The sequence below is a fragment of the Lactobacillus selangorensis genome (assembly GCF_001437205.1).
Classification (GTDB): domain Bacteria; phylum Bacillota; class Bacilli; order Lactobacillales; family Lactobacillaceae; genus Paralactobacillus; species Paralactobacillus selangorensis.
Genome location: NZ_JQAZ01000001.1, coordinates 163,576 through 183,045 on the forward strand (window position 1 = coordinate 163,576; position 19,470 = coordinate 183,045).

The window sequence follows — 19,470 nt, forward strand, 5'->3', positions numbered from 1 at the left end:
GAAAAAAAGATTTATGGAGGGCAAATCATGACGAATACGGATCAGCATATCAAGTACAAACGCATTGTCTTAAAGGTCAGCGGCGAAGCCTTATCCGGTAAAAACGGATTCGGCATCAACCCGCCTGTGATCGCAACGATCGCAACGCAAATCAAGCAGGTTTTTGACATGGGTGTCGAAATCGGCATCGTCGTCGGCGGCGGCAACATCTGGCGTGGCGAAACGGGTGCCGAAATGGGCATGGAACGGGCTCAAGCTGATTACATGGGCATGCTGGCAACGATTATGAATGCTTTAGCTTTGCAGGATGGTCTCGAAAAAGTCGGTGTTCCGACCCGTGTTCAGACTTCGATTGAGATGCGGCAGATCGCCGAACCTTACATTCGCCGGAAGGCCATTCATCATTTGGAAAAGAAACGCGTTGTCATCTTCGCCGGCGGAACTGGGAATCCTTACTTCTCAACGGATACAACGGCTGCATTACGTGCCGCTGAAATCGGCGCCGATGTGATCTTGATGGGCAAGAATGGCGTCGACGGCGTTTATTCGGCCGATCCGAAGACCCATCCGGATGCAAAGAAGTATGCACACTTAACTCATATGGATATCGTCAACAAGGATCTTCATGTGATGGATTCGACTGCCAGCACCTTATCAATGGATAATAATATTCCGATTGTGGTCTTTAATTTGAATGAAGCCGACAATATCAAGAAAGCTGTTGAAGGCGAAGACATCGGGACTACGATCAACAACTAATAGAGGAGTAACACTTATGACACAAAATCCAACTTTACAAAAAGCTTCTGAAAACATGCAGAAGACCGAACAAGCTTTGGAATACACATTAGGCGGGACTCGGGCCGGCCGTGCCAATGCCAGCCTGCTCGACCGGATCAACGTTGATTATTATGGGGCACCGACACCGCTGAATCAGATTGCGGCCATTCGAATCCCTGAACCACGTGTTTTGACGGTCACACCGTATGATAAGTCAGCGACTGACAATATTGTGCGGGCCATCGAAGAATCCGATATCGGCATCAATCCAGCAAACGATGGCGACGTGATTCGTTTAGCTGTGCCGCAGCTGACTAAGGAACGTCGTCAGGAATTGGCCAAGCAGGTCAGCCAAGAAGCCGAAAACTCGAAGGTGGCGATTCGTAATATTCGTCGTGATGCCCTTGATGTGCTCAAGAAGCAGCAGAAAAACAGCGACATCAGCGAAGATGAATTGCATGATCTCGAAGATGAAGCCCAGAAATTGACGAATGAAGCGACCAAGAAGATCGATCAGATTGCCAAGGACAAAGAAAAAGAAATTACCGAAGGCTAGTCTTGCTCAGAAAGCATTCCGCATGATGAGGTGCGGGATGCTTTTTTAGTGCTGAAATAACATTAGGTGTCGCTGGGTGCGTATGATACAATAATGGGGAAACTTTTTAAGATGAGTGGAGGGTAAACTGTGTTTTCAGGAAAAAATAAACAACCAGAAACAGCAGAAATTCAATTAGACCCCGATCGCATTCCCGAACATGTCGCCATTATCATGGATGGGAACGGCCGTTGGGCTAAAAAACGGCATTTACCACGTGTGGCCGGCCATAAACAGGGCATGGAAACCGTCAAGACTATCGCCAAAGCAGCGAGTCGAATGGGGGTCAAAGTGCTGACTTTATATGCGTTCTCGACCGAAAACTGGAAACGGCCGCAGGATGAAGTCAAATACATTATGAAATTACCAGTAACCTTCTTTAACACCTTTATGCCGGAATTGATTGAAGAAAACGTGCGGGTCAAAGTCATGGGCTATTTGGATGACCTGCCGGCACAAACCTTGAAAGCCGCACAGGATGCGATGAAGGATACTGAACAAAATACCGGCATGATTCTCAATTTTGCTTTGAACTACGGCAGCCGGGCTGAAATCGTAACGGCTGCCCAGAAGTTGGCCCAGCAAGCCGTTGATGGCAATATTCAACCGGATGAGATCGATGATCATCTGTTTGCCGATAATCTGATGACGGCCTTTTTAGGCGACTTAGCCGACCCCGATCTGCTGATTCGAACGAGTGGGGAAGAACGAATTTCGAACTTCCTGCTCTGGCAGATTGCTTATAGCGAAATGGTCTTTGTCGATGATCTGTGGCCTGACTTTTCAACGGAAACGCTGCGTAAAGCCATTGCGACATATCAAAATCGAGATCGTCGTTTCGGCGGCATCAAATAAGCAAGGGAGGCTTTTAAAACATGCAACGAATCATTACTGCGGTAGTCTTAATGGCCATTATGATCCCCCTCATGCTATTTGGGGGCATCTGGCTTGATATTGCCGCCTGCATTTTAGGCGTGATCGGTGTTTCTGAAATTTTCATCATGCGTAAACGGGTCATCATGTCTTGGGATTTTGTGATCACAACCTTGGCCACCCTGACCTTGATTGTGCCCCGTTCGTTTTTCAACGGTATGCCGTTCCATTTAGGCGCCTTCGACGTTTTCTATTTCCTGATTATGATTTTACTGGCGATGATGGTCTTCTCCAAAAATCATTTCAACTTCGATGATGCCGGTGTGCTGACGCTGGCGGCCCTTTACATTGGGACCGGCTTCCATAACTTTGCGGCCGCTCGGAACCTTGGCAGTGCTTGGATGATTTTCTGGATTGTCCTGATTATTACCTCAACCGATACCGGTGCTTACGAAATCGGCAAACGAATCGGCAAGCATAAGTTGTGGCCGGTTATCAGTCCCAACAAGACATGGGAAGGGTCAATCGGCGGCACGGTGGTTGCTGTGATTATTTCAGCGATTTACCTGAAAGTGGCTCCGGCTGGCACGTTCCCACATCCATACTGGGCGATGCTGATTTTGTCCTTCATCTTCTCATGTGTCGGACAGCTCGGCGACCTGGTCGAATCAGCTTACAAACGTTATTACGGCGTCAAAGACTCCGGCAAAATCCTGCCCGGGCATGGCGGAATTCTAGACCGCTTCGATAGTGTGCTGTTTACCTTGCCGCTGTTACATCTGTTTGGTTTATTTTAAATTGCAAAAGCCAGCTTCAAATTCAAATTTGGAGCTGGTTTTTTTTCCCGTTGCGATGGGAACGGCCTCAAACCGTTCTTTGTCGTGTTTGTGTTTCGTGATATAATAGCAGGCATAGGTCAAATGAGAAGGGAGCTAGAAAAGTGACAACAATCATTGCCTTCATTATCATTTTTGGTATCTTAGTGATTGTGCATGAATTCGGCCATTACTTCTTTGCCAAAAAGTCCGGCATTTTAGTGCGGGAATTTTCTGTCGGGATGGGGCCCAAAGCTTTTTCGATGCGCCGCAATGGGACAGCCTACACATTGCGGTGGCTGCCATTGGGTGGTTATGTCCGGATGGCGGGACTCGGCGATGACGAGCTCGAGCTTGAACCCGGAACGGCGGTCAGCTTATTGCTCGATGATACCGGCAAGGTCCGGACAATCAACACTAGCGATAAGGTGACAACCGTTAACGGCATCCCGATGCAGATCGTCAAAACCGACCTGGAACGCGATTTGTATGTCGAAGGTTACGAAAACGGGGATGAATCCCAAGTAAAACGTTATTTTGTCAATCACGATGCAACAATCATCGAAGAAGATGGCACTGAAATTCAGATTGCACCGCTCGATGTTCAGTTTCAATCCGTCAGTTTGCCGAAACGGATGATGACGAATTTTGCCGGTCCGATGAATAATTTCATCTTGGCCATTTTGGCTTTCATCCTAGTCGGCTTTATGCAGGGCGGCCCAATCAAGGATAATAACGAGATTGGGCAAATCGAGGCCAATTCGCCGGCTGCTCGCAGCGGTTTGGTTGCTGGTGATCGGATTGTGGCCGTTAATGGGCACAAGACCAAGGACTTCAATGCCTATTCGGCGCGTATCTCGGCGCAACCGAATAAAAAAATCAAGGTGACAATCGACCATAAAGGCCAGGAAAGCGTCAAGACAATCAAGACGACTTCCCAGACCAGCAACAAAAAGAAGGTCGGCCTGATTGGAGTGTCGCCAGCACGTGACCAGTCGCTCGGCGCCAAAGTCAGTTACGGCTTCACCGAAACATGGAGCCTGACCACCCAAATCTTTACGGTACTTGGCAGTTTCTTCACCGGCGGTTTCTCGCTGAATAAGTTAGCGGGGCCAGTCGGAATCTATTCGATGACGAATTCATTTGCCAGTCAGGGCTTGTTGGGATTGACCTTCTTCCTGGGTTATTTATCCTTGAACTTAGGAATCATGAATTTGATTCCGATTCCAGCGCTCGATGGCGGGAAATTGTTGCTGAATCTGATTGAAGCGGTGCGTGGCAAGCCGGTTTCAGAAGAACACGAAGGCATTATTACCCTGATTGGGGTCGGGTTTCTCGTCATCCTGATGCTGCTCGTCACCTGGAACGATATCCAGCAGTTTTTTGTGCGTTAAAAATTAAGTTTATAAGAGGAGTAAAAGTTAATGAAGCAGTCCAAAATGTTCATTCCTACGTTGAAAGAAGTCCCGAATGATGCCGAAGCCAAGAGTCATCAGATGATGCTCCGGGCCGGTTATATTCGTCAGGTGTCCGCTGGTGTCTTTGCGTATTTGCCGATGGGCTATAAAGTTCTCCGCCATATCGAAGATATTATCGAAAAAGAAATGGAAAAGATCGGTGCCGTTCAGATGCTGATGCCCGAAATCATTCCGGCTGAATTGTGGGAAGAATCCGGTCGAATCAGTACTTACGGGCCTGAATTATTCCAGTTGAAGGATCGCCACGAACGTGATTTCTTGTTGGGACCGACCCACGAAGAAACATTTACGGATCTTGTGCGGGATAATTTGAACTCCTACAAAAAATTACCAAAAGTTTTATATCAAATTCAACCGAAGTTCCGGGATGAGAAACGGCCTCGTGCCGGTTTGCTGCGGAACCGCGAATTCATTATGAAGGATGCGTATTCCTTTACTGCCAACACTGACGACTTGGACCGGATTTTTGATGACATGGAAAAGGCCTACACAGAAATCTTCAATGAATGCGGTTTGGATTATCGGACTATCATCGGGGATGCCGGCGCAATGGGCGGCAAGGATTCGAAGGAATTCAGCGCCATCGCCAATATCGGTGAAGATACGATTGCTTATTCCGATAGCAGCGACTATGCTGCGAATATCGAAATGGCAACTAGTTTGAACGTCCAGGAACATTCTGACGAAGCCGTCAAAGCACTTGAAAAAGTCGCCACACCAGATGCGAAAACAATCGCTGAAGTGGCCGCCTTTTTGAAGGTGCCTGAAGCAAAACTGATTAAGAGTGTCCTGTTTATTGCCGATGAAAAGCCCGTTCTGGTCTTAGTCAACGGTACGGATGACGTCAACGATGTCAAACTCAAGAACTTCCTGCAGGCTGACTTCTTAGACTTAGCCACACCGGAACAAGTTCAGCAGTATCTGCATGCTTCGATTGGTTCATTGGGTCCAGTCGGGGTTGATAAAGAGGTCCGTATTTTAGCCGACCGCAATGTTGAAAACATGGTCAATGCGGTTGCTGGTGCGAACGAAGATGGGTTCCATAACCTCAACGTTAATCCTAATCGCGACTTCGACCCCGAAGTTTATGCCGATTTCCGGACCGTTAAGGAAGGCGAACCATCACCAGATGGCAACGGGACTTTGAAGTTTACACGTGGGATTGAAATTGGGCACATTTTCAAGCTCGGAACGAAATACTCCGAAGCAATGCATGCCACTTTCTTGGATGAAAACGGTCGTGCCAAGCCGATTATCATGGGTTCGTACGGAATCGGGGTCAGCCGTCTGCTGAGTGCAATTGCTGAACAGCAGGCTGATGACCGTGGACTTGTTTGGCCACGTAATATTGCGCCATTCGAACTGCACATCATTCCGATCAACATGAAGAAAGAAGAACAAGTGGTTCTGGCCAACGAAATCGAAGTTATGCTTGAAAATTCCGGTCATACTGTTTTACTGGATGACCGCAACGTGCGGGCCGGTGTCAAATTCGCCGATTCCGATTTGATTGGTTTGCCATTACGAATCACCGTCGGCAAGAAAGCCGCTGACGGAATCGTCGAGATTAAGATTCGCAAGACAGGCGAAACACTTGAAGTGAAGAAGGATGAACTTGAAAATGCCGTTAGCATTTTACTGAATCCCGATCAAAATAAATAATCAGGAAGGAGGGGCCGGATAGACAGTTTATCCAGCCTTTTCTTTATGAACGACACACAATTTTAAAGGAGGAAAAAGCGTGGCATTATCAAAGCAGGAATTGTTCCAGAAACTGTTGGAACAAATCCAACTGCCAGAGCAGATTGTCAATTATCCAGGCTTTAAAGAGGCGGCCGTCGATCAGGTGATCGTGCATGCCCAATCGCGCCGGTGGGAATTCCATCTGCAATTCCAGGATATTTTACCGTTTCAGATTTTCGAACAGCTGCAGCAGACGATGCTGACGGCCTTTCGTGATATCGCCAAGGTTTCCGTTCAAATCGAAACGACCGCACCGCAAGTGACGGACGCCAATTTAGCGGCTTACTGGCAATATGTCATTTCCGCCAGCGGACTAAAATCGCCGCTGGTCCAAGAATTATTTGATAAGCAGACGCCGTACCTTGAAGGCAAACAAGTGATGCTGGTGGCCGATAATGAAGTCATCCAGAATTTCTTGACCCAGCAGGCGCTGGGACCGCTCGAAGAGAGTTACCAGACGGTTGGATTTCCGTCCTTCAATGTGCACACAATCGTTGATGAGTCGGCGAGTCAGGAAAAAATCGATGCCTTCAAAGCCGACAAAGCTAAGAAAGATGCGGCACTTGCCAAAAAAGCATCCGAGCAGCTCAAAAAGAATGCGGCTGAAAAGAAAAAGAAAGCCAGTGAACCGGGTGAATACACCGGGCCGATTGCTTTAGGCCGGACAATCAACGATCAGGAACCGACAAAGCAGATGAGCACGATTACCGAAGAAGAACGGTCGGTCGTTATCGAAGGGTATATTTTCAATAGCGAAGTGCGTGTTCTCCGTTCGGGCCGGCAGCTGCTGATCTTGAAAGTAACCGACTATTCGTCCTCCTTTACCGTCAAGAAATTTTCTCGCAACGAAAAAGAAGAGGCCATTTTTGCGGCTATCAAGACCGGCATGTGGGTCAAGATTCGGGGCAATGTCCAAGAAGATAACTTCGTGCGGGATTTGGTCGTCAATGCGAATGACATCATGCAAGTTGACCATCCGGTCCGCCAGGATACTGCTGAGGGCGAACACCGGGTTGAATTACATCTGCACACCAATATGTCGCAGATGGATGCCTTGCCGAGTATCAGTGATTACGTCAAACGGGCGGCCGATTGGGGTCAAACGGCGATTGCAGTCACCGACCATTATGCGTTGCAGGCTTACCCGGAAGCCTATCAGGCCGGCCAGAAGAATAATGTCAAGATTTTGTATGGCGTTGAAGTGAACTTGGTCGACGATGGAACGCCGATTGCCTATAATCTGCAGGATATCGAACTTGAACCAGCTGAATATGTCGTCTTTGATTTGGAAACAACGGGGTTATCGGCCGTTTATGACCGGGCAATCGAAGTTGCTGCCGTTAAAATGAAAGATGGGGCGGTCATCGATCATTTCGAAGAATTTATCGATCCGGGGCATCCGTTGTCTGAATTCACGACCAATTTGACCCATATCACTGATGAAATGGTCCATGGGTCCAAGTCGGAACAAGAAGTGATGGATGAATTCCGTGCGTTCTGCAAAGGGACGATTATGGTCGGTCATAACGTCACGTTCGATGTCGGCTTCATCAATAGTGCTTACCGGCGTTATGACGAGCCCGAGATTTCCAATCCGATTATTGATACTTTGGAATTATCCCGCTTACTGCATCCTGAATACAAGAATCATAAGTTGGACAGTTTGGCCAAACGTTACAAGATTAGTTTGGAACACCATCATCGTGCCAATGCCGATGCGGAGTCGACCGGCTATTTGATGTACAAACTGTTCAAAGAAGCTGAAAAGAAATATGGAATCACCAACGACAAGCAGCTGAACGACCATGTTGGCGAAAACGAGGCTTATAAACAGTCCCGTCCGACCCATGCGACCGTTTTTGCGCAAACACAGGCTGGTTTAAAGAATCTGTTTAAACTGGTGTCGGCTTCGATGGTCAAGTACTATTATCGGACCCCTCGTGTGCCTCGTAGTGTGCTCCAGAAGTATCGGGACGGTTTGCTGGTCGGTTCGGCCTGCGGGTCCGGCGATGTTTTCATTGCAATGGTGCAAAAAGGGTATGGCGAAGCCTTGAAGAAGGCCCGTTATTACGACTACATCGAAGTGATGCCGAAAGCCAATTATCAGCCGATGATTGATAGCGGGCTGATTGCCGATGACCAGCAGCTTGAAGAAATTCTGACCAATCTGGTTAAAATCGGTGATGAACTCAACAAGCCGGTTGTCGCAACTGGCGATGCGCACTACTTGGATACGACCGATGCGATTTACCGCAAGATTCTGATTCACTCGATGGGCGGGGCTAATCCGTTGAATCGCAATCCGTTGCCGGATGTCCATTTCCGGACGACGGATGAAATGCTGAAGGCCTTCGACTTTCTTGATGATGCGACCGCCCACAAAATTGTAGTCGAAAACACCCACAAGATTGCCGATATGATCGATGACATCGTGCCGGTGAAGGATAAACTGTATACACCGAAAATTCCAGGTGCCGAAGATGAAGTCCGCCAGAAGACGATGGATGAAGCCCATCGTTTGTATGGCGCTGAGCTGCCTGATTTGGTCCAAGAACGGCTCGATAAGGAATTGAAGAGTATTATCGGAAATGGTTTCTCGGTCATTTACTTGATTGCGCAGCGGCTTGTGCATAAATCGAACAAAGATGGTTATTTGGTTGGGTCACGTGGGTCCGTTGGGTCCAGTCTGGTCGCAACGATGTTCGGGATTACCGAAGTCAATCCATTGCCGCCGCATTATCGGTGTCCTAAGTGCCAGTATTCCGAATTCTTTACCAAAGGGGAAATCGGGTCTGGGTTCGATTTGCCCGACAAACGGTGTCCAAACTGCGGGACACCGCTGCACAAAGACGGCCATGATATTCCTTTCGAAACCTTCTTAGGGTTCCACGGCGACAAGGTGCCGGATATCGATTTGAACTTCTCCGGCGATTATCAGCCGATTGCCCATAACTATATGCAGGTCCTGTTCGGCGAGAACAATGTGTTCCGGGCTGGGACGATTGGTACGGTGGCCGATAAGACGGCGTATGGGTACGTCAAAGCCTATGAACGAGATACCGAACAGCAATTTCGGGCCGCTGAAGTTGATCGGCTCGCAAAAGGGGCGACCGGCGTCAAACGGACGACTGGCCAGCATCCGGCCGGTATCTTGATTGTGCCGAACTATATGGATATTTTCGACTTTACGCCGATTCAATACCCAGCCGACGATCAGACCGCTGCTTGGAAGACGACGCATTTTGATTTCCATTCGATTCATGACAACATCCTGAAAATGGATATTCTGGGCCATGATGATCCGACGATGATCCGGATGCTCCAAGATCTTTCCGGCATCAATCCAAAGTCAATTCCGACTGACGATCCTGGCGTCATGGCCTTGTTCTCTGGGACGAGTTCATTGGGCGTTACGCCCGAACAGATCAATTCGAAGATGGGAACACTTGGTGTGCCTGAATTCGGAACGCGTTTTGTGCGGGGCATGCTTGAAGAAACCAAACCGACGACCTTTGCAGAACTGCTCCAGATTTCGGGGCTGTCGCATGGGACCGATGTGTGGCTGGGCAATGCCGAAGAACTGATTAAAGATGGCACCGTCACCTTAAAAGATGTCATTGGCTGCCGTGATAACATTATGATGGATTTAATTCATTGGGGCATGGACTCGTCGATGTCCTTCCAGATTATGGAACATGTGCGTAAGGGACGTGGGATTCCGGATGAATGGCAGGATGCCATGCGGTCCAACCCCAATGTGCCGGATTGGTACATCGATTCGTGTCTGAAGATCAAGTACATGTTCCCGAAGGCGCATGCGACAGCTTATATCCTGATGGCGCTGCGGATTGCGTACTTCAAAGTGTACTATCCGATTATTTACTACTGTGCCTACTTCTCCGTGCGGGCCGACAATTTCGACCTGATCGCCATGTCGCGTGGCAAGCAGGCCGTCAAGGATGCGATGAAGGTGATCAACGAAAAGGGCAACGATGCGACTGCCAATGAAAAAGGCTTGCTGACCGTCCTTGAGATTGCCAATGAGTGTTTGGAACGGGGTTTCAATATTAAAATGATCGATATCAACAAATCCGATGCTGAAAACTTTATTATTGAAGACGACCACACTTTGCTGGCCCCATTCCGAGCTGTCCCTGGTTTAGGGGATAACGTTGCCAAGCAGATTGTGTCGGCACGGGAGGAAAAACCGTTTTTGTCAAAGGAAGATTTAGCCACACGGGGCAAAGTTTCGAAGACGTTGATTGAATATATGACTGAAAATGGGGTCCTCGATGGATTACCGGATGAAAATCAGTTGAGCTTATTTGACATGATGTAGGTTGTCGGAACGGCAAAGTTATGTTAAACTAGGTTTATGTAATTCGATACTTCTGAAGGGAGTGAGCAGGGATGCTCGCTCTTTTTATTGCAAATTATTCAAACAGACATAAAATTCATCAAAGGAGGGAAATTGTTGAGTTCATCAGTCGTTGAAATCGTGCGTGATTTAGTCACGCCTATTGTCGAGGCGCATCACCTTGAGCTGGTCGACGTGGAATATGTGAAGGAAGGACCCAGCTGGTTTTTACGAATCTATGTCGATAAACCGGGCGGTATCACCATTGAAGAGTGTGCTACAGTCAGTGACGAGTTAAGTGAAAAACTAGATGCCTTGGATCCCGATCCGATTCCGCAAGCATACATGCTGGAGGTTTCCTCGCCCGGCGCCGAACGGCCTTTGAAGAAAGAGGCCGATTATGAGGCTGCTGTGGACCAATATGTCCATTTTTCATTTTATAAAGCGATCAACGGGCACAAGTTTTATGAGGGCACTTTGAATGAAGTGACTCCGGATACGGTGACCTTGACGATCAAGGATAAAACACGTCGCAAGCAGATCACAATCGATCGCAAGCAAATTGCCAAGGCACGCTTGGCAATCGAATTTTAACAAAGGAAGGATTTCTCATGAGCAAGGAATTAGTAAACGCCCTTGACCAGCTTGAAAAAGAAAAAGGGGTCAAAAAGGAGGTCGTCGTTGAAGCATTGGAGGCGGCACTCGTTTCGGCCTACAAGCGCAATTATGGCCAGGCCCAAAACGTGGAAGTGGATTTTGACCAAAAGAAGGGCGACATTCACGTTTATGCCGTTAAGGAAGTCACCAACGAAGTGTTCGATTCCCGTTTGGAAGTGAGCTTGAAGGATGCCTTGAACATCAATAAAGCTTATGAAGTCGGCGATGAGATCAAGTTTGAAGTGACCCCGCAGGACTTCGGCCGAATCGCTGCCCAAACTGCTAAACAGGTCATTATGCAACGGGTCCGTGAAGCAGAACGGGGCATCGTTTATGACGAATACAGCCAGTACGAAAATGAAATCATGACTGGGGTCGTTGAACGCCGGGACAATAAGTTTGTCTACGTCAACTTGGGCAAGATTGAAGCCGTTTTAGGCAAACAGGATCAGATGCCGAATGAAACTTATCATCCCCATGATCGAATCAAAGTTTATGTGACGAAAGTTGAAAACTCCGCTAAAGGGCCGCAAGTCTTCGTTTCACGAACACATCCCGATTTCGTTAAGCGCCTCTTCGAACAAGAAGTGCCGGAAATTTACGATGGAATCGTTGAAATCGTAGCGGCCGCTCGTGAAGCCGGCGACCGGACTAAGTTAGCCGTTCGTTCGACCGATCCGAACGTCGATGCCGTTGGGACTTGTGTCGGGCCTAAGGGGAGCCGTGTTCAAGCCGTTGTCAACGAGCTCCATGGTGAAAACATGGATATTGTTGCTTGGGATGAAGACCCAGCCGTTTACATTGCCAATGCTTTGAATCCGGCCCAAGTGCTTGATGTGCAGTTTGACCCTGAAAACGACCATGCTTGCACCGTCGTGGTTCCCGATTATCAATTGTCCTTGGCAATCGGTAAAAAAGGTCAGAATGCCCGTTTAGCGGCTAAACTGACTGGCTACAAGATCGATATCAAGTCCGAAACAGATATGGATAATGCCGACCAGGATGCAGATGACACCGAGACAACGGATGATTCCGTTTCGTCTGATGATGTTCAGCAGTCCTGATCAGGCGAGGTGGTGAAAGAGCATGAAAAAGAGAAAGATCCCGATGCGCAAAGATATTATTTCCAATGAAATGAAACCGAAAAAGGAAATGGTCCGCATTGTGAAGAACCAAGCCGGCGAGATCAGTATTGATCCGACGGGGAAGAAGTCGGGGCGTGGGGCCTACGTTTCATTGGAACCAGCTGCGATCAAAAAGGCTAAGGATAAGCATCTGCTGGATGCCGCCTTTGGTCTCAAGATTGCCGATGACTTTTATGATGAACTGTATGCTTACGTCGATCATCAAAAAGCCCGTCAGGAATTATTTGGAAATCAATCGAAATGATTACGACCAAACAACGACTCCTGCAATTGTTAGGATTGGCGCAGCGGGCAAGCAAGATTGTCTCGGGTGAGCCGCAGGTCCTAACGGCGATTCGCACACAAAGTGCTAAACTGGTCTTTGTAGGAAGCGATAGTGGTCAGGCGACCGCTAAAAAGATTCGGGATAAATGTCACTATTATCAAATCGACATCACAGAAGCCTTATCAAAACAAGAATTGAGCATGGCACTCGGCCGGAAACGGACGGTCATTGCAGTGGTTGATCAGGGCTTCGCTAAAAAGATGGCACAATTAGTTAATCAAATGCAAACTGGGTAGCGTGTGTCGGCAAGTGTTGGCACACGCCCCATGGAATCGACCATCAGGTCAAAGGAGCGTGAAAATATGGCGAAAAAGCGAGTCTACGAATTTGCAAAAGAAATGAAGGTCCCAAGTAAAACCGTCTTGGCGGCCGCAAAAGCGCAAGGAATCACTGTTAAGAACCATATGTCAACAATTGACGTACACGAAGAGCAACAATTAAAGACGGCATTACAAAAACATGCTGCCAAGCAGTCCACTCAGGCTGCACCAGCACCGAAAAAAGCTGCACCAAAGCCGGCGAGCCATCCGCAGACGGCTCATCAGCCGCAAGCAGCCGCTCACACGACCCAGCAGAATCATCCTGCTGCACAGCATGCAACTCAGAATCATCGTGCACAAAGTACGCAGAACCATGCCAACAACAATCATGGTCAAAGTACCCAAAACCATGTGAACAACAATGCACAGAATCATCAGAATCACAATAATCATTCGAATAACCAGCATGCCAATAATGGGCAGAACCATTCGAACAATCAGCATAGCAACAACCGCAACAATAACCAGCACAATGGCAACCAAAATCACAGTAACAACCGGAATCAGAATGGCACGCAGAATCGTTCAACGAACAACAACAATCGGAATAACCAAAATCATTCCAACAATCGTTCGCAGCAGAACCATTCAAATGTAACGGCCAGCCATAATCAGACAACCAATTCGACTCGTTCAACGGCTCGCAGTGCGCAGGATCATCCAGTGCGGGGCAACAATAACCAGCACAATAACTTCCGCAGCCGCAACAATAACAACAATCGGGGCCGTTACGGCAACAATCGTTACAATAAAAAGAACCGGAAGAATCGCAATCAGCATCGCAACGAACCAAAGAAGCAGATGCCGCAGCGTAAAGATCGTCCGTTGCCAGAAACATTGGTTTACACGGTCGGTATGAATGCCCAGGATTTGGGTAAAATCTTGCACCGTGAACCAGCTGAAATCATCAAGAAGTTGTTCATGTTAGGTGTGATGGTTAACCAGAACCAGTCGCTTGACAAGGATACAATTGAATTGTTAGCCGCCGATTACGGAATCAATGCGCAAGAAAAAGTCGAAGAAGATATTTCCGATTTGGATAAGGTCTTCGAAGAAGAGGAGCACAATACCCAGAACCAGCAGCCACGTCCGCCAGTCGTTACCATCATGGGACACGTTGATCATGGGAAGACAACTTTGCTGGATAAATTACGGCATACGCATGTAACCGCTGGTGAAGCCGGCGGAATCACTCAGCACATCGGGGCTTATCAGACTCGTTTGGATGACCGTCTGGTTACCTTTTTGGATACACCAGGACATGCGGCCTTCTCCGACATGCGTGCTCGTGGGGCCCAAATCACTGATATCATCGTCTTAGTCGTTGCGGCGGATGATGGGGTTATGCCGCAGGCTATCGAAGCTATCAACCATGCGAAAGCAGCGAAAGTACCTGTTATCGTTGCCGTTAACAAGATTGATAAGCCAGGTGCCAATCCGAACCATGTCATGGAACAATTGACGGAATACGGTTTGATTCCTGAAGATTGGGGCGGCGACACGATCTTTGTTCAAATCTCTGCTAAGATGGGGACAAACATCGACCAGCTGCTCGAAATGATTTTGCTCGAAGCCGATGTGCTTGAATTGAAGGCTAACCCAGACCAGAAAGCGGTCGGGACTGTCATCGAAGCACGTTTGGATAAGGGGAAAGGTCCAATCGCAACCTTACTGGTTCAGCAAGGGACTTTGCATACTGGTGACCCAATCGTTGTTGGCAATACGTACGGACGCGTCCGTGTCATGGCCAATGACCATGCACGCCGTGTTAAGACAGCTGGTCCATCGATGCCAGTTCAAATCACTGGTTTGAATGATGTTCCCGAAGCGGCTGATAAATTCGTTGTCTTCGATGATGAAAAGACAGCTCGTGCCGCTGGTGAAGAACGTGCTAAGAAAGCGCAAATGGAAGAACGGAGTCATACGAACAGCGTTACTTTGGATAATTTGTTCGATACCATGAAGGAAGAACAATTAAAAGAAGTCGATGTCATCATCAAAGCCGATGTGCAGGGTTCTGTTGAAGCCTTGAAGAGCAGTTTTGAAAAGATCGATGTCAAAGGTGTTCGGGTCAATGTCATCCATGCAGCCGTTGGTGGAATCAACGAAAGTGATGTCACTTTAGCGGCTGCCAGTCATGCCATCATTATCGGGTTCAACGTCCGTCCGTCTGCCAATGCCAAGGAACAAGCAGATGCCGACGGGGTTGATATCCGGCTGCACAACGTCATTTACAATGCGATCGATGAAGTTGAATCCGCTATGAAGGGCATGCTCGAACCTGAATACAAAGAAAAGGTCATCGGTCAGTTGACTGTCCGTCAGACTTACAAAGTATCCAAGTTGGGGACCATCGCCGGCTGTTACGTGGATAGCGGCAGCGTTACCAGCGATAGCAAAGTGCGTTTGATTCGTGACGGGATTGTGATTTATGATGGCGAAGTGGCCAGCTTGAAACGCTTCAAAGATGATGCGAAAGAAGTTAAGAAGGGTAATGAATGTGGGCTGATGATTGCTAACTACAACGATATCAAGGTTGACGATCAGCTTGAAGCTTACATTATGGAAGAAGTTCCCGTTCAATAAACTCAAGTTTGAGAATGAAGGAGGTGAACGACCGTGAAACATCGTATCGGTCGTGTTGAACAAGAAATTCAACGAGAAGTCAACGATATCTTGCTGAAGCGGGTGCGTGATCCTCGTGTTGAGGGCGTGACCATCACAGGTGTCGATTTGACTGGCGATCTTCAGCAAGCGACGATCTACTACAGTATCCTGTCTGAAAAGGCGAGTGATGTAGAAAAGGTCCAAGCCGGACTGGACAAGGCTAAAGGGTTGATCCGGCACGAATTAGGCCAGCGAATCCGTTTGTACAAGATTCCTGAGCTGACGTTCGAACAGGATAAGTCCGTCCGTTATGGGGAACGGATCGATCAATTGATTGACCAGCTCCATAAAGATGAAGCACAGAAATAGGTTTTGCAAAAGAGTCCGCTGCGGCGGACTCTTTTTGTGTCATCGCAACTAATGGTATAATAGGCGTATTGAATTTTTTGAAGGGAGGTTTGGACATGGATGGAATTATTCCGCTGTACAAACCACGTGGCATGACGAGTTTTGATTGTGTGGCTAAGGTACGGCGCATTGTCAACCAGCGTCGGGTTGGGCATAGCGGCACTTTAGATCCGGATGTTGATGGGGTGCTGCCGATTTGTGTCGGCCAAGCTACCAAAGTCGTTGAACTCTTAATGAACTCCGGCAAAACTTACCAAGGTGAAGTGACGTTGGGCTTTGCGACGACCACCGAAGATCTCTCTGGTGACACGATTGCGACGAAACCAGTCGAATCTGAAGTTCCGGCGGCTCAGATTGATACCGTTCTCCAAGGGATGTTGGGTGAGAATATTCAGATTCCGCCGATGTACTCAGCAGTTAAAGTCAATGGCCGCCGTTTGTACGAATATGCCCGTGCCGGTGAAACGGTCGAACGGCCGCAGCGTAAAGTGGTTATTAGTCGCTTCGAACGTGACGGCGCAATCGATTATTCACCCGAAAAGCAACGGGAACGGTTTAAGTTTCAAGTCGATTGTTCAAAGGGCACCTATGTCCGGACTTTAGCCGTTGATGTCGGCAAACAACTGGGGTATCCGGCCGTGATGTCGGATTTGACTCGTCTGAAGAGCGGCGGTTTTCAACTCGGTCAGTGCGTAACCCTAGCACAATTGGCGGAACACAAGGAAGATGGGACGCTGAGTGAAATCATGCAGCCGCTCGATTGGGCATTGCGGGCTTTCCCACGTGTCGCTTTAACGGCCGAAGAATGGGCCCAAGTTCGAAATGGGGTCTTCTTGGAATTGAATCAAACTGCCCCTAAAGTCAGTTTGGCTTACGAAGGCCACATCAAGGCCCTTTACCAGTTAATGGACGGGAAGAAAAATGTTTATCGGCCCGATAAAATGTTTTTACAAAATGAAGGCGTTGCAGATTAGAAAGGAAGGCACGAGGTTTTGCAAACAATCACTTTAATTCACCCTTATCCGCACAGCCGGATTCCGAACGAGCCGGTCGTGCTCGCACTTGGCTTTTTTGATGGTGTTCATAAAGGACATCAAGCCGTCATCAATCGGGCGAAACAGATTGCCATTGCTAAACATGAAAAATTGGCCGTTTTGACTTTCGATGTGCATCCGGCGGTTGGTTTTCGCAACGTGCCGGCGGATGAAGTCCAGTACTTGTCGACATTGACACGCAAACAAGCACTGATGGCGGCCTTAGGAGTCGACCTGCTCTATGTGGCCCAGCTGAACGCGGGCTTTAAATACCAGGCACCGCAGGCCTTCGTTGACAATTATATTGTCGGGCTGCATGCCAATGTGGTTGTGGCCGGGTTCGACTATACGTATGGGCGTCCGGTTGAAAAGGCCGATATGGCCGCCTTGCCGGTCTATGCCCATGCTCGTTTTGAAATCGTCACGGTTGGCGAAGATGACGATGCCCAAGGCGAGAAGGTCAGTTCGACCCACATCCGGCAGCTGCTCGACCACGGCGATGTCGCCGGTGCCAACGCTTTATTAGGCTACATTTATTGCACGACTGGGACGGTCGTGCATGGCGAGCAGCGGGGCCGTGAACTAGGCTTCCCGACAATCAATATTGACACGCCGCATGCGGAACGGCTGCCGAGCATTGGCATTTATGCCACCAAGGTCCAAGTCAAAGACCAGTGGTATATGGGAATGGCTTCAATCGGCCGCAATGTGACCTTTGGACCCAATCGGCCGGTAACTGTTGAAATCAATCTCTTAGATTTTAAGGCCGACGTGTACGGGCAGCCTGTGCAAGTGGCGTGGTATCAATATTTGCGGGGCGAAGTCAAATTTGACGGCGCAGACGGGCTGATTGCGCAATTGAAACGTGATGCCCAGCACACACGGGACTATTTTCAGAAATTAGGAGGGAGCCAGAAGGATGGCCGGAGCATATATCCACATTCCGTTTTGTGATCATATTTGTTACTATTGCGATTTTAACAAGGTTTTCATCGAAGGCCAGCCCGTTGATGATTATGTCGACATGCTGATTCGTGAGATGAAAATGGTCATGGAACGTTATCCAGGTGAGAAGGTCGAAACGGTTTATGTCGGGGGTGGGACGCCGACCAGCTTGACACCAGCCCAATTGACACGTTTGATTGCGGGCATCCATCGGTACCTGCCTTGTGACGGCGAATTTACTTTTGAAGCAAATCCCAATGATCTGCTGACGACGGATAAACTGCAAGCGTTGAAGGACGGCGGCGTTAATCGGCTCAGTATCGGGGTGCAATCGTTTGATGATCGCATTCTCAAGAAAATCGGGCGGACGCATACGAGTGCCGATGTTTACAAAGCGATTGAAAATGCACGCCAGGTGGGGCTGGACAATATCAGCATCGATTTGATTTTCAGATTGCCCGGCCAGAGTGTTGAAAATTTCACGGATAGTCTCGACCAAGCAATCGCACTCGATCTGCCGCACTATGCGACCTATTCGTTGATTTTGGAACGCAAGACGGTCTTCTGGAATATGCAGCGCAAAGGGCGTTTGCATTTGCCGACGCAGGAAGTCGAAGCGGAAATGTACCAGCTGGCAATCGACAAATTTAAGGCTGCTGGCTTGCATCAATATGAAATCAGCAACTTCGCCAAGCCAGGCATGGAATCGCAGCACAATCTGCTTTATTGGCAGAATAAGAAGTACTTTGGGTTTGGTGCCGGTGCATATGGCTACATCGGCAAGGATCGGTATCACAATTTTGGCCCGATTCAGCAGTACTTGACACCGCTGCATGACCACAAACTCCCGGTGATCGAACATCATATTCTGCCGATCTCCGAACAGATTGAAGAGGAAATGTTCTTGGGCCTGCGAACGCGTTATGGCGTTTCAATTGCGCACTTTCAGGATAAATTCAAATTATCGATTGCAGAAGTTTATGGGCAGACCGTTCCTGATTTAGTCAAGAAAGGCTTGCTGAGGATTACACCTGATGAACGAATCGTCCTGACTGAAAAGGGCAAGTTTTTGGGCAATGATGTCTTTCAAGAATTCTTGCTGGATGAACAGGAGCTCATTTAAAGATTACGCCAAATGCTGGACGGTGTTTTGACTAAAATGAAAACGACTGACTTGGTTTGAAGTCAGTCGTTTTTTAGTCGGAGTCAAAATGTGGCCAAAGTCGGAGGGCAGTGTGTCTTTGATTTGCTAGACTGATGAAGTGGTCGTGAATGTCTTGGCAGCGTCACGGTCAGGTTCATGCTCAAACCGTTTCTGGTCACACTTTAAACGCGTTCGCAAATATGGAAAATTTCATGTAACGAACTGATTCGTGAATTCAGAAACC

15 protein-coding genes and 1 pseudogene are annotated in these 19,470 nt (G+C 48.3%); all 16 read left to right on the top strand.

What is annotated here, in order from left to right:
• Positions 1 to 27: 27 nt before the first annotated feature.
• The 16 genes and pseudogenes from pyrH (at position 28) to hemW (ending at position 19,205) form a co-directional block, all read left to right on the top strand.
• On the top strand, positions 28 to 759 hold the full coding sequence (pyrH, locus tag IV40_RS00855; protein ID WP_057768470.1) for a UMP kinase: 732 nt from the start codon (positions 28 to 30) through the stop codon (positions 757 to 759).
• 16 nt (positions 760 to 775) lie between these two features.
• Positions 776 to 1,336, top strand: coding sequence for a ribosome recycling factor (frr, locus tag IV40_RS00860; protein WP_057768471.1), 561 nt, complete (start codon positions 776 to 778; stop codon positions 1,334 to 1,336).
• A gap of 129 nt (positions 1,337 to 1,465) precedes the next feature.
• Positions 1,466 to 2,230: an isoprenyl transferase gene (locus IV40_RS00865; RefSeq protein WP_057768474.1), complete on the top strand. Its 765-nt coding sequence runs from the start codon at positions 1,466 to 1,468 to the stop codon at positions 2,228 to 2,230.
• A 20-nt stretch (positions 2,231 to 2,250) separates the two neighbouring features.
• Positions 2,251 to 3,045, top strand: coding sequence for a phosphatidate cytidylyltransferase (locus IV40_RS00870; protein ID WP_057768475.1), 795 nt, complete (start codon positions 2,251 to 2,253; stop codon positions 3,043 to 3,045).
• A 143-nt stretch (positions 3,046 to 3,188) separates the two neighbouring features.
• Positions 3,189 to 4,457 (top strand): RIP metalloprotease RseP, encoded by a 1,269-nt coding sequence (rseP, locus tag IV40_RS00875; protein ID WP_057768477.1) that lies wholly within the window; start codon positions 3,189 to 3,191, stop codon positions 4,455 to 4,457.
• 30 nt (positions 4,458 to 4,487) lie between these two features.
• Complete coding sequence (locus IV40_RS00880; protein WP_057768478.1) at positions 4,488 to 6,203, top strand: proline--tRNA ligase; 1,716 nt, start codon at positions 4,488 to 4,490, stop codon at positions 6,201 to 6,203.
• A gap of 79 nt (positions 6,204 to 6,282) precedes the next feature.
• Positions 6,283 to 10,623 (top strand): PolC-type DNA polymerase III, encoded by a 4,341-nt coding sequence (locus IV40_RS00885; RefSeq protein WP_057768479.1) that lies wholly within the window; start codon positions 6,283 to 6,285, stop codon positions 10,621 to 10,623.
• 135 nt (positions 10,624 to 10,758) lie between these two features.
• Positions 10,759 to 11,235, top strand: a complete 477-nt coding sequence (rimP, locus tag IV40_RS00890) for a ribosome maturation factor RimP (protein ID WP_057768480.1) — start codon at positions 10,759 to 10,761, stop codon at positions 11,233 to 11,235.
• A gap of 17 nt (positions 11,236 to 11,252) precedes the next feature.
• Positions 11,253 to 12,276 (top strand): annotated as a pseudogene (nusA, locus tag IV40_RS00895) (transcription termination factor NusA); the annotation flags it as partial.
• Between the two features lie 108 nt (positions 12,277 to 12,384).
• Positions 12,385 to 12,687 (top strand): RNase P modulator RnpM, encoded by a 303-nt coding sequence (gene rnpM / locus IV40_RS00900; RefSeq protein WP_057768482.1) that lies wholly within the window; start codon positions 12,385 to 12,387, stop codon positions 12,685 to 12,687.
• On the top strand, positions 12,684 to 13,004 hold the full coding sequence (locus IV40_RS00905) for a YlxQ-related RNA-binding protein (protein ID WP_057768483.1): 321 nt from the start codon (positions 12,684 to 12,686) through the stop codon (positions 13,002 to 13,004). Before rnpM ends, IV40_RS00905 begins: the two co-directional genes overlap by 4 nt.
• 66 nt (positions 13,005 to 13,070) lie before the next feature.
• Positions 13,071 to 15,674, top strand: coding sequence for a translation initiation factor IF-2 (gene infB / locus IV40_RS00910; RefSeq protein ID WP_057768484.1), 2,604 nt, complete (start codon positions 13,071 to 13,073; stop codon positions 15,672 to 15,674).
• 33 nt (positions 15,675 to 15,707) lie between these two features.
• A complete protein-coding gene (rbfA, locus tag IV40_RS00915) occupies positions 15,708 to 16,064 on the top strand; it encodes a 30S ribosome-binding factor RbfA (RefSeq protein ID WP_057768485.1) in 357 nt (118 codons plus the stop codon).
• Between the two features lie 95 nt (positions 16,065 to 16,159).
• Positions 16,160 to 17,077 (top strand): tRNA pseudouridine(55) synthase TruB, encoded by a 918-nt coding sequence (truB, locus tag IV40_RS00920; RefSeq protein WP_057768486.1) that lies wholly within the window; start codon positions 16,160 to 16,162, stop codon positions 17,075 to 17,077.
• Between the two features lie 18 nt (positions 17,078 to 17,095).
• Positions 17,096 to 18,091, top strand: a complete 996-nt coding sequence (ribF, locus tag IV40_RS00925; protein WP_057768487.1) for a riboflavin biosynthesis protein RibF — start codon at positions 17,096 to 17,098, stop codon at positions 18,089 to 18,091.
• A complete protein-coding gene (gene hemW / locus IV40_RS00930) occupies positions 18,057 to 19,205 on the top strand; it encodes a radical SAM family heme chaperone HemW (RefSeq protein WP_057768488.1) in 1,149 nt (382 codons plus the stop codon). The genes ribF and hemW overlap by 35 nt, the downstream gene beginning before the upstream one ends.
• Positions 19,206 to 19,470 lie beyond the last annotated feature (265 nt).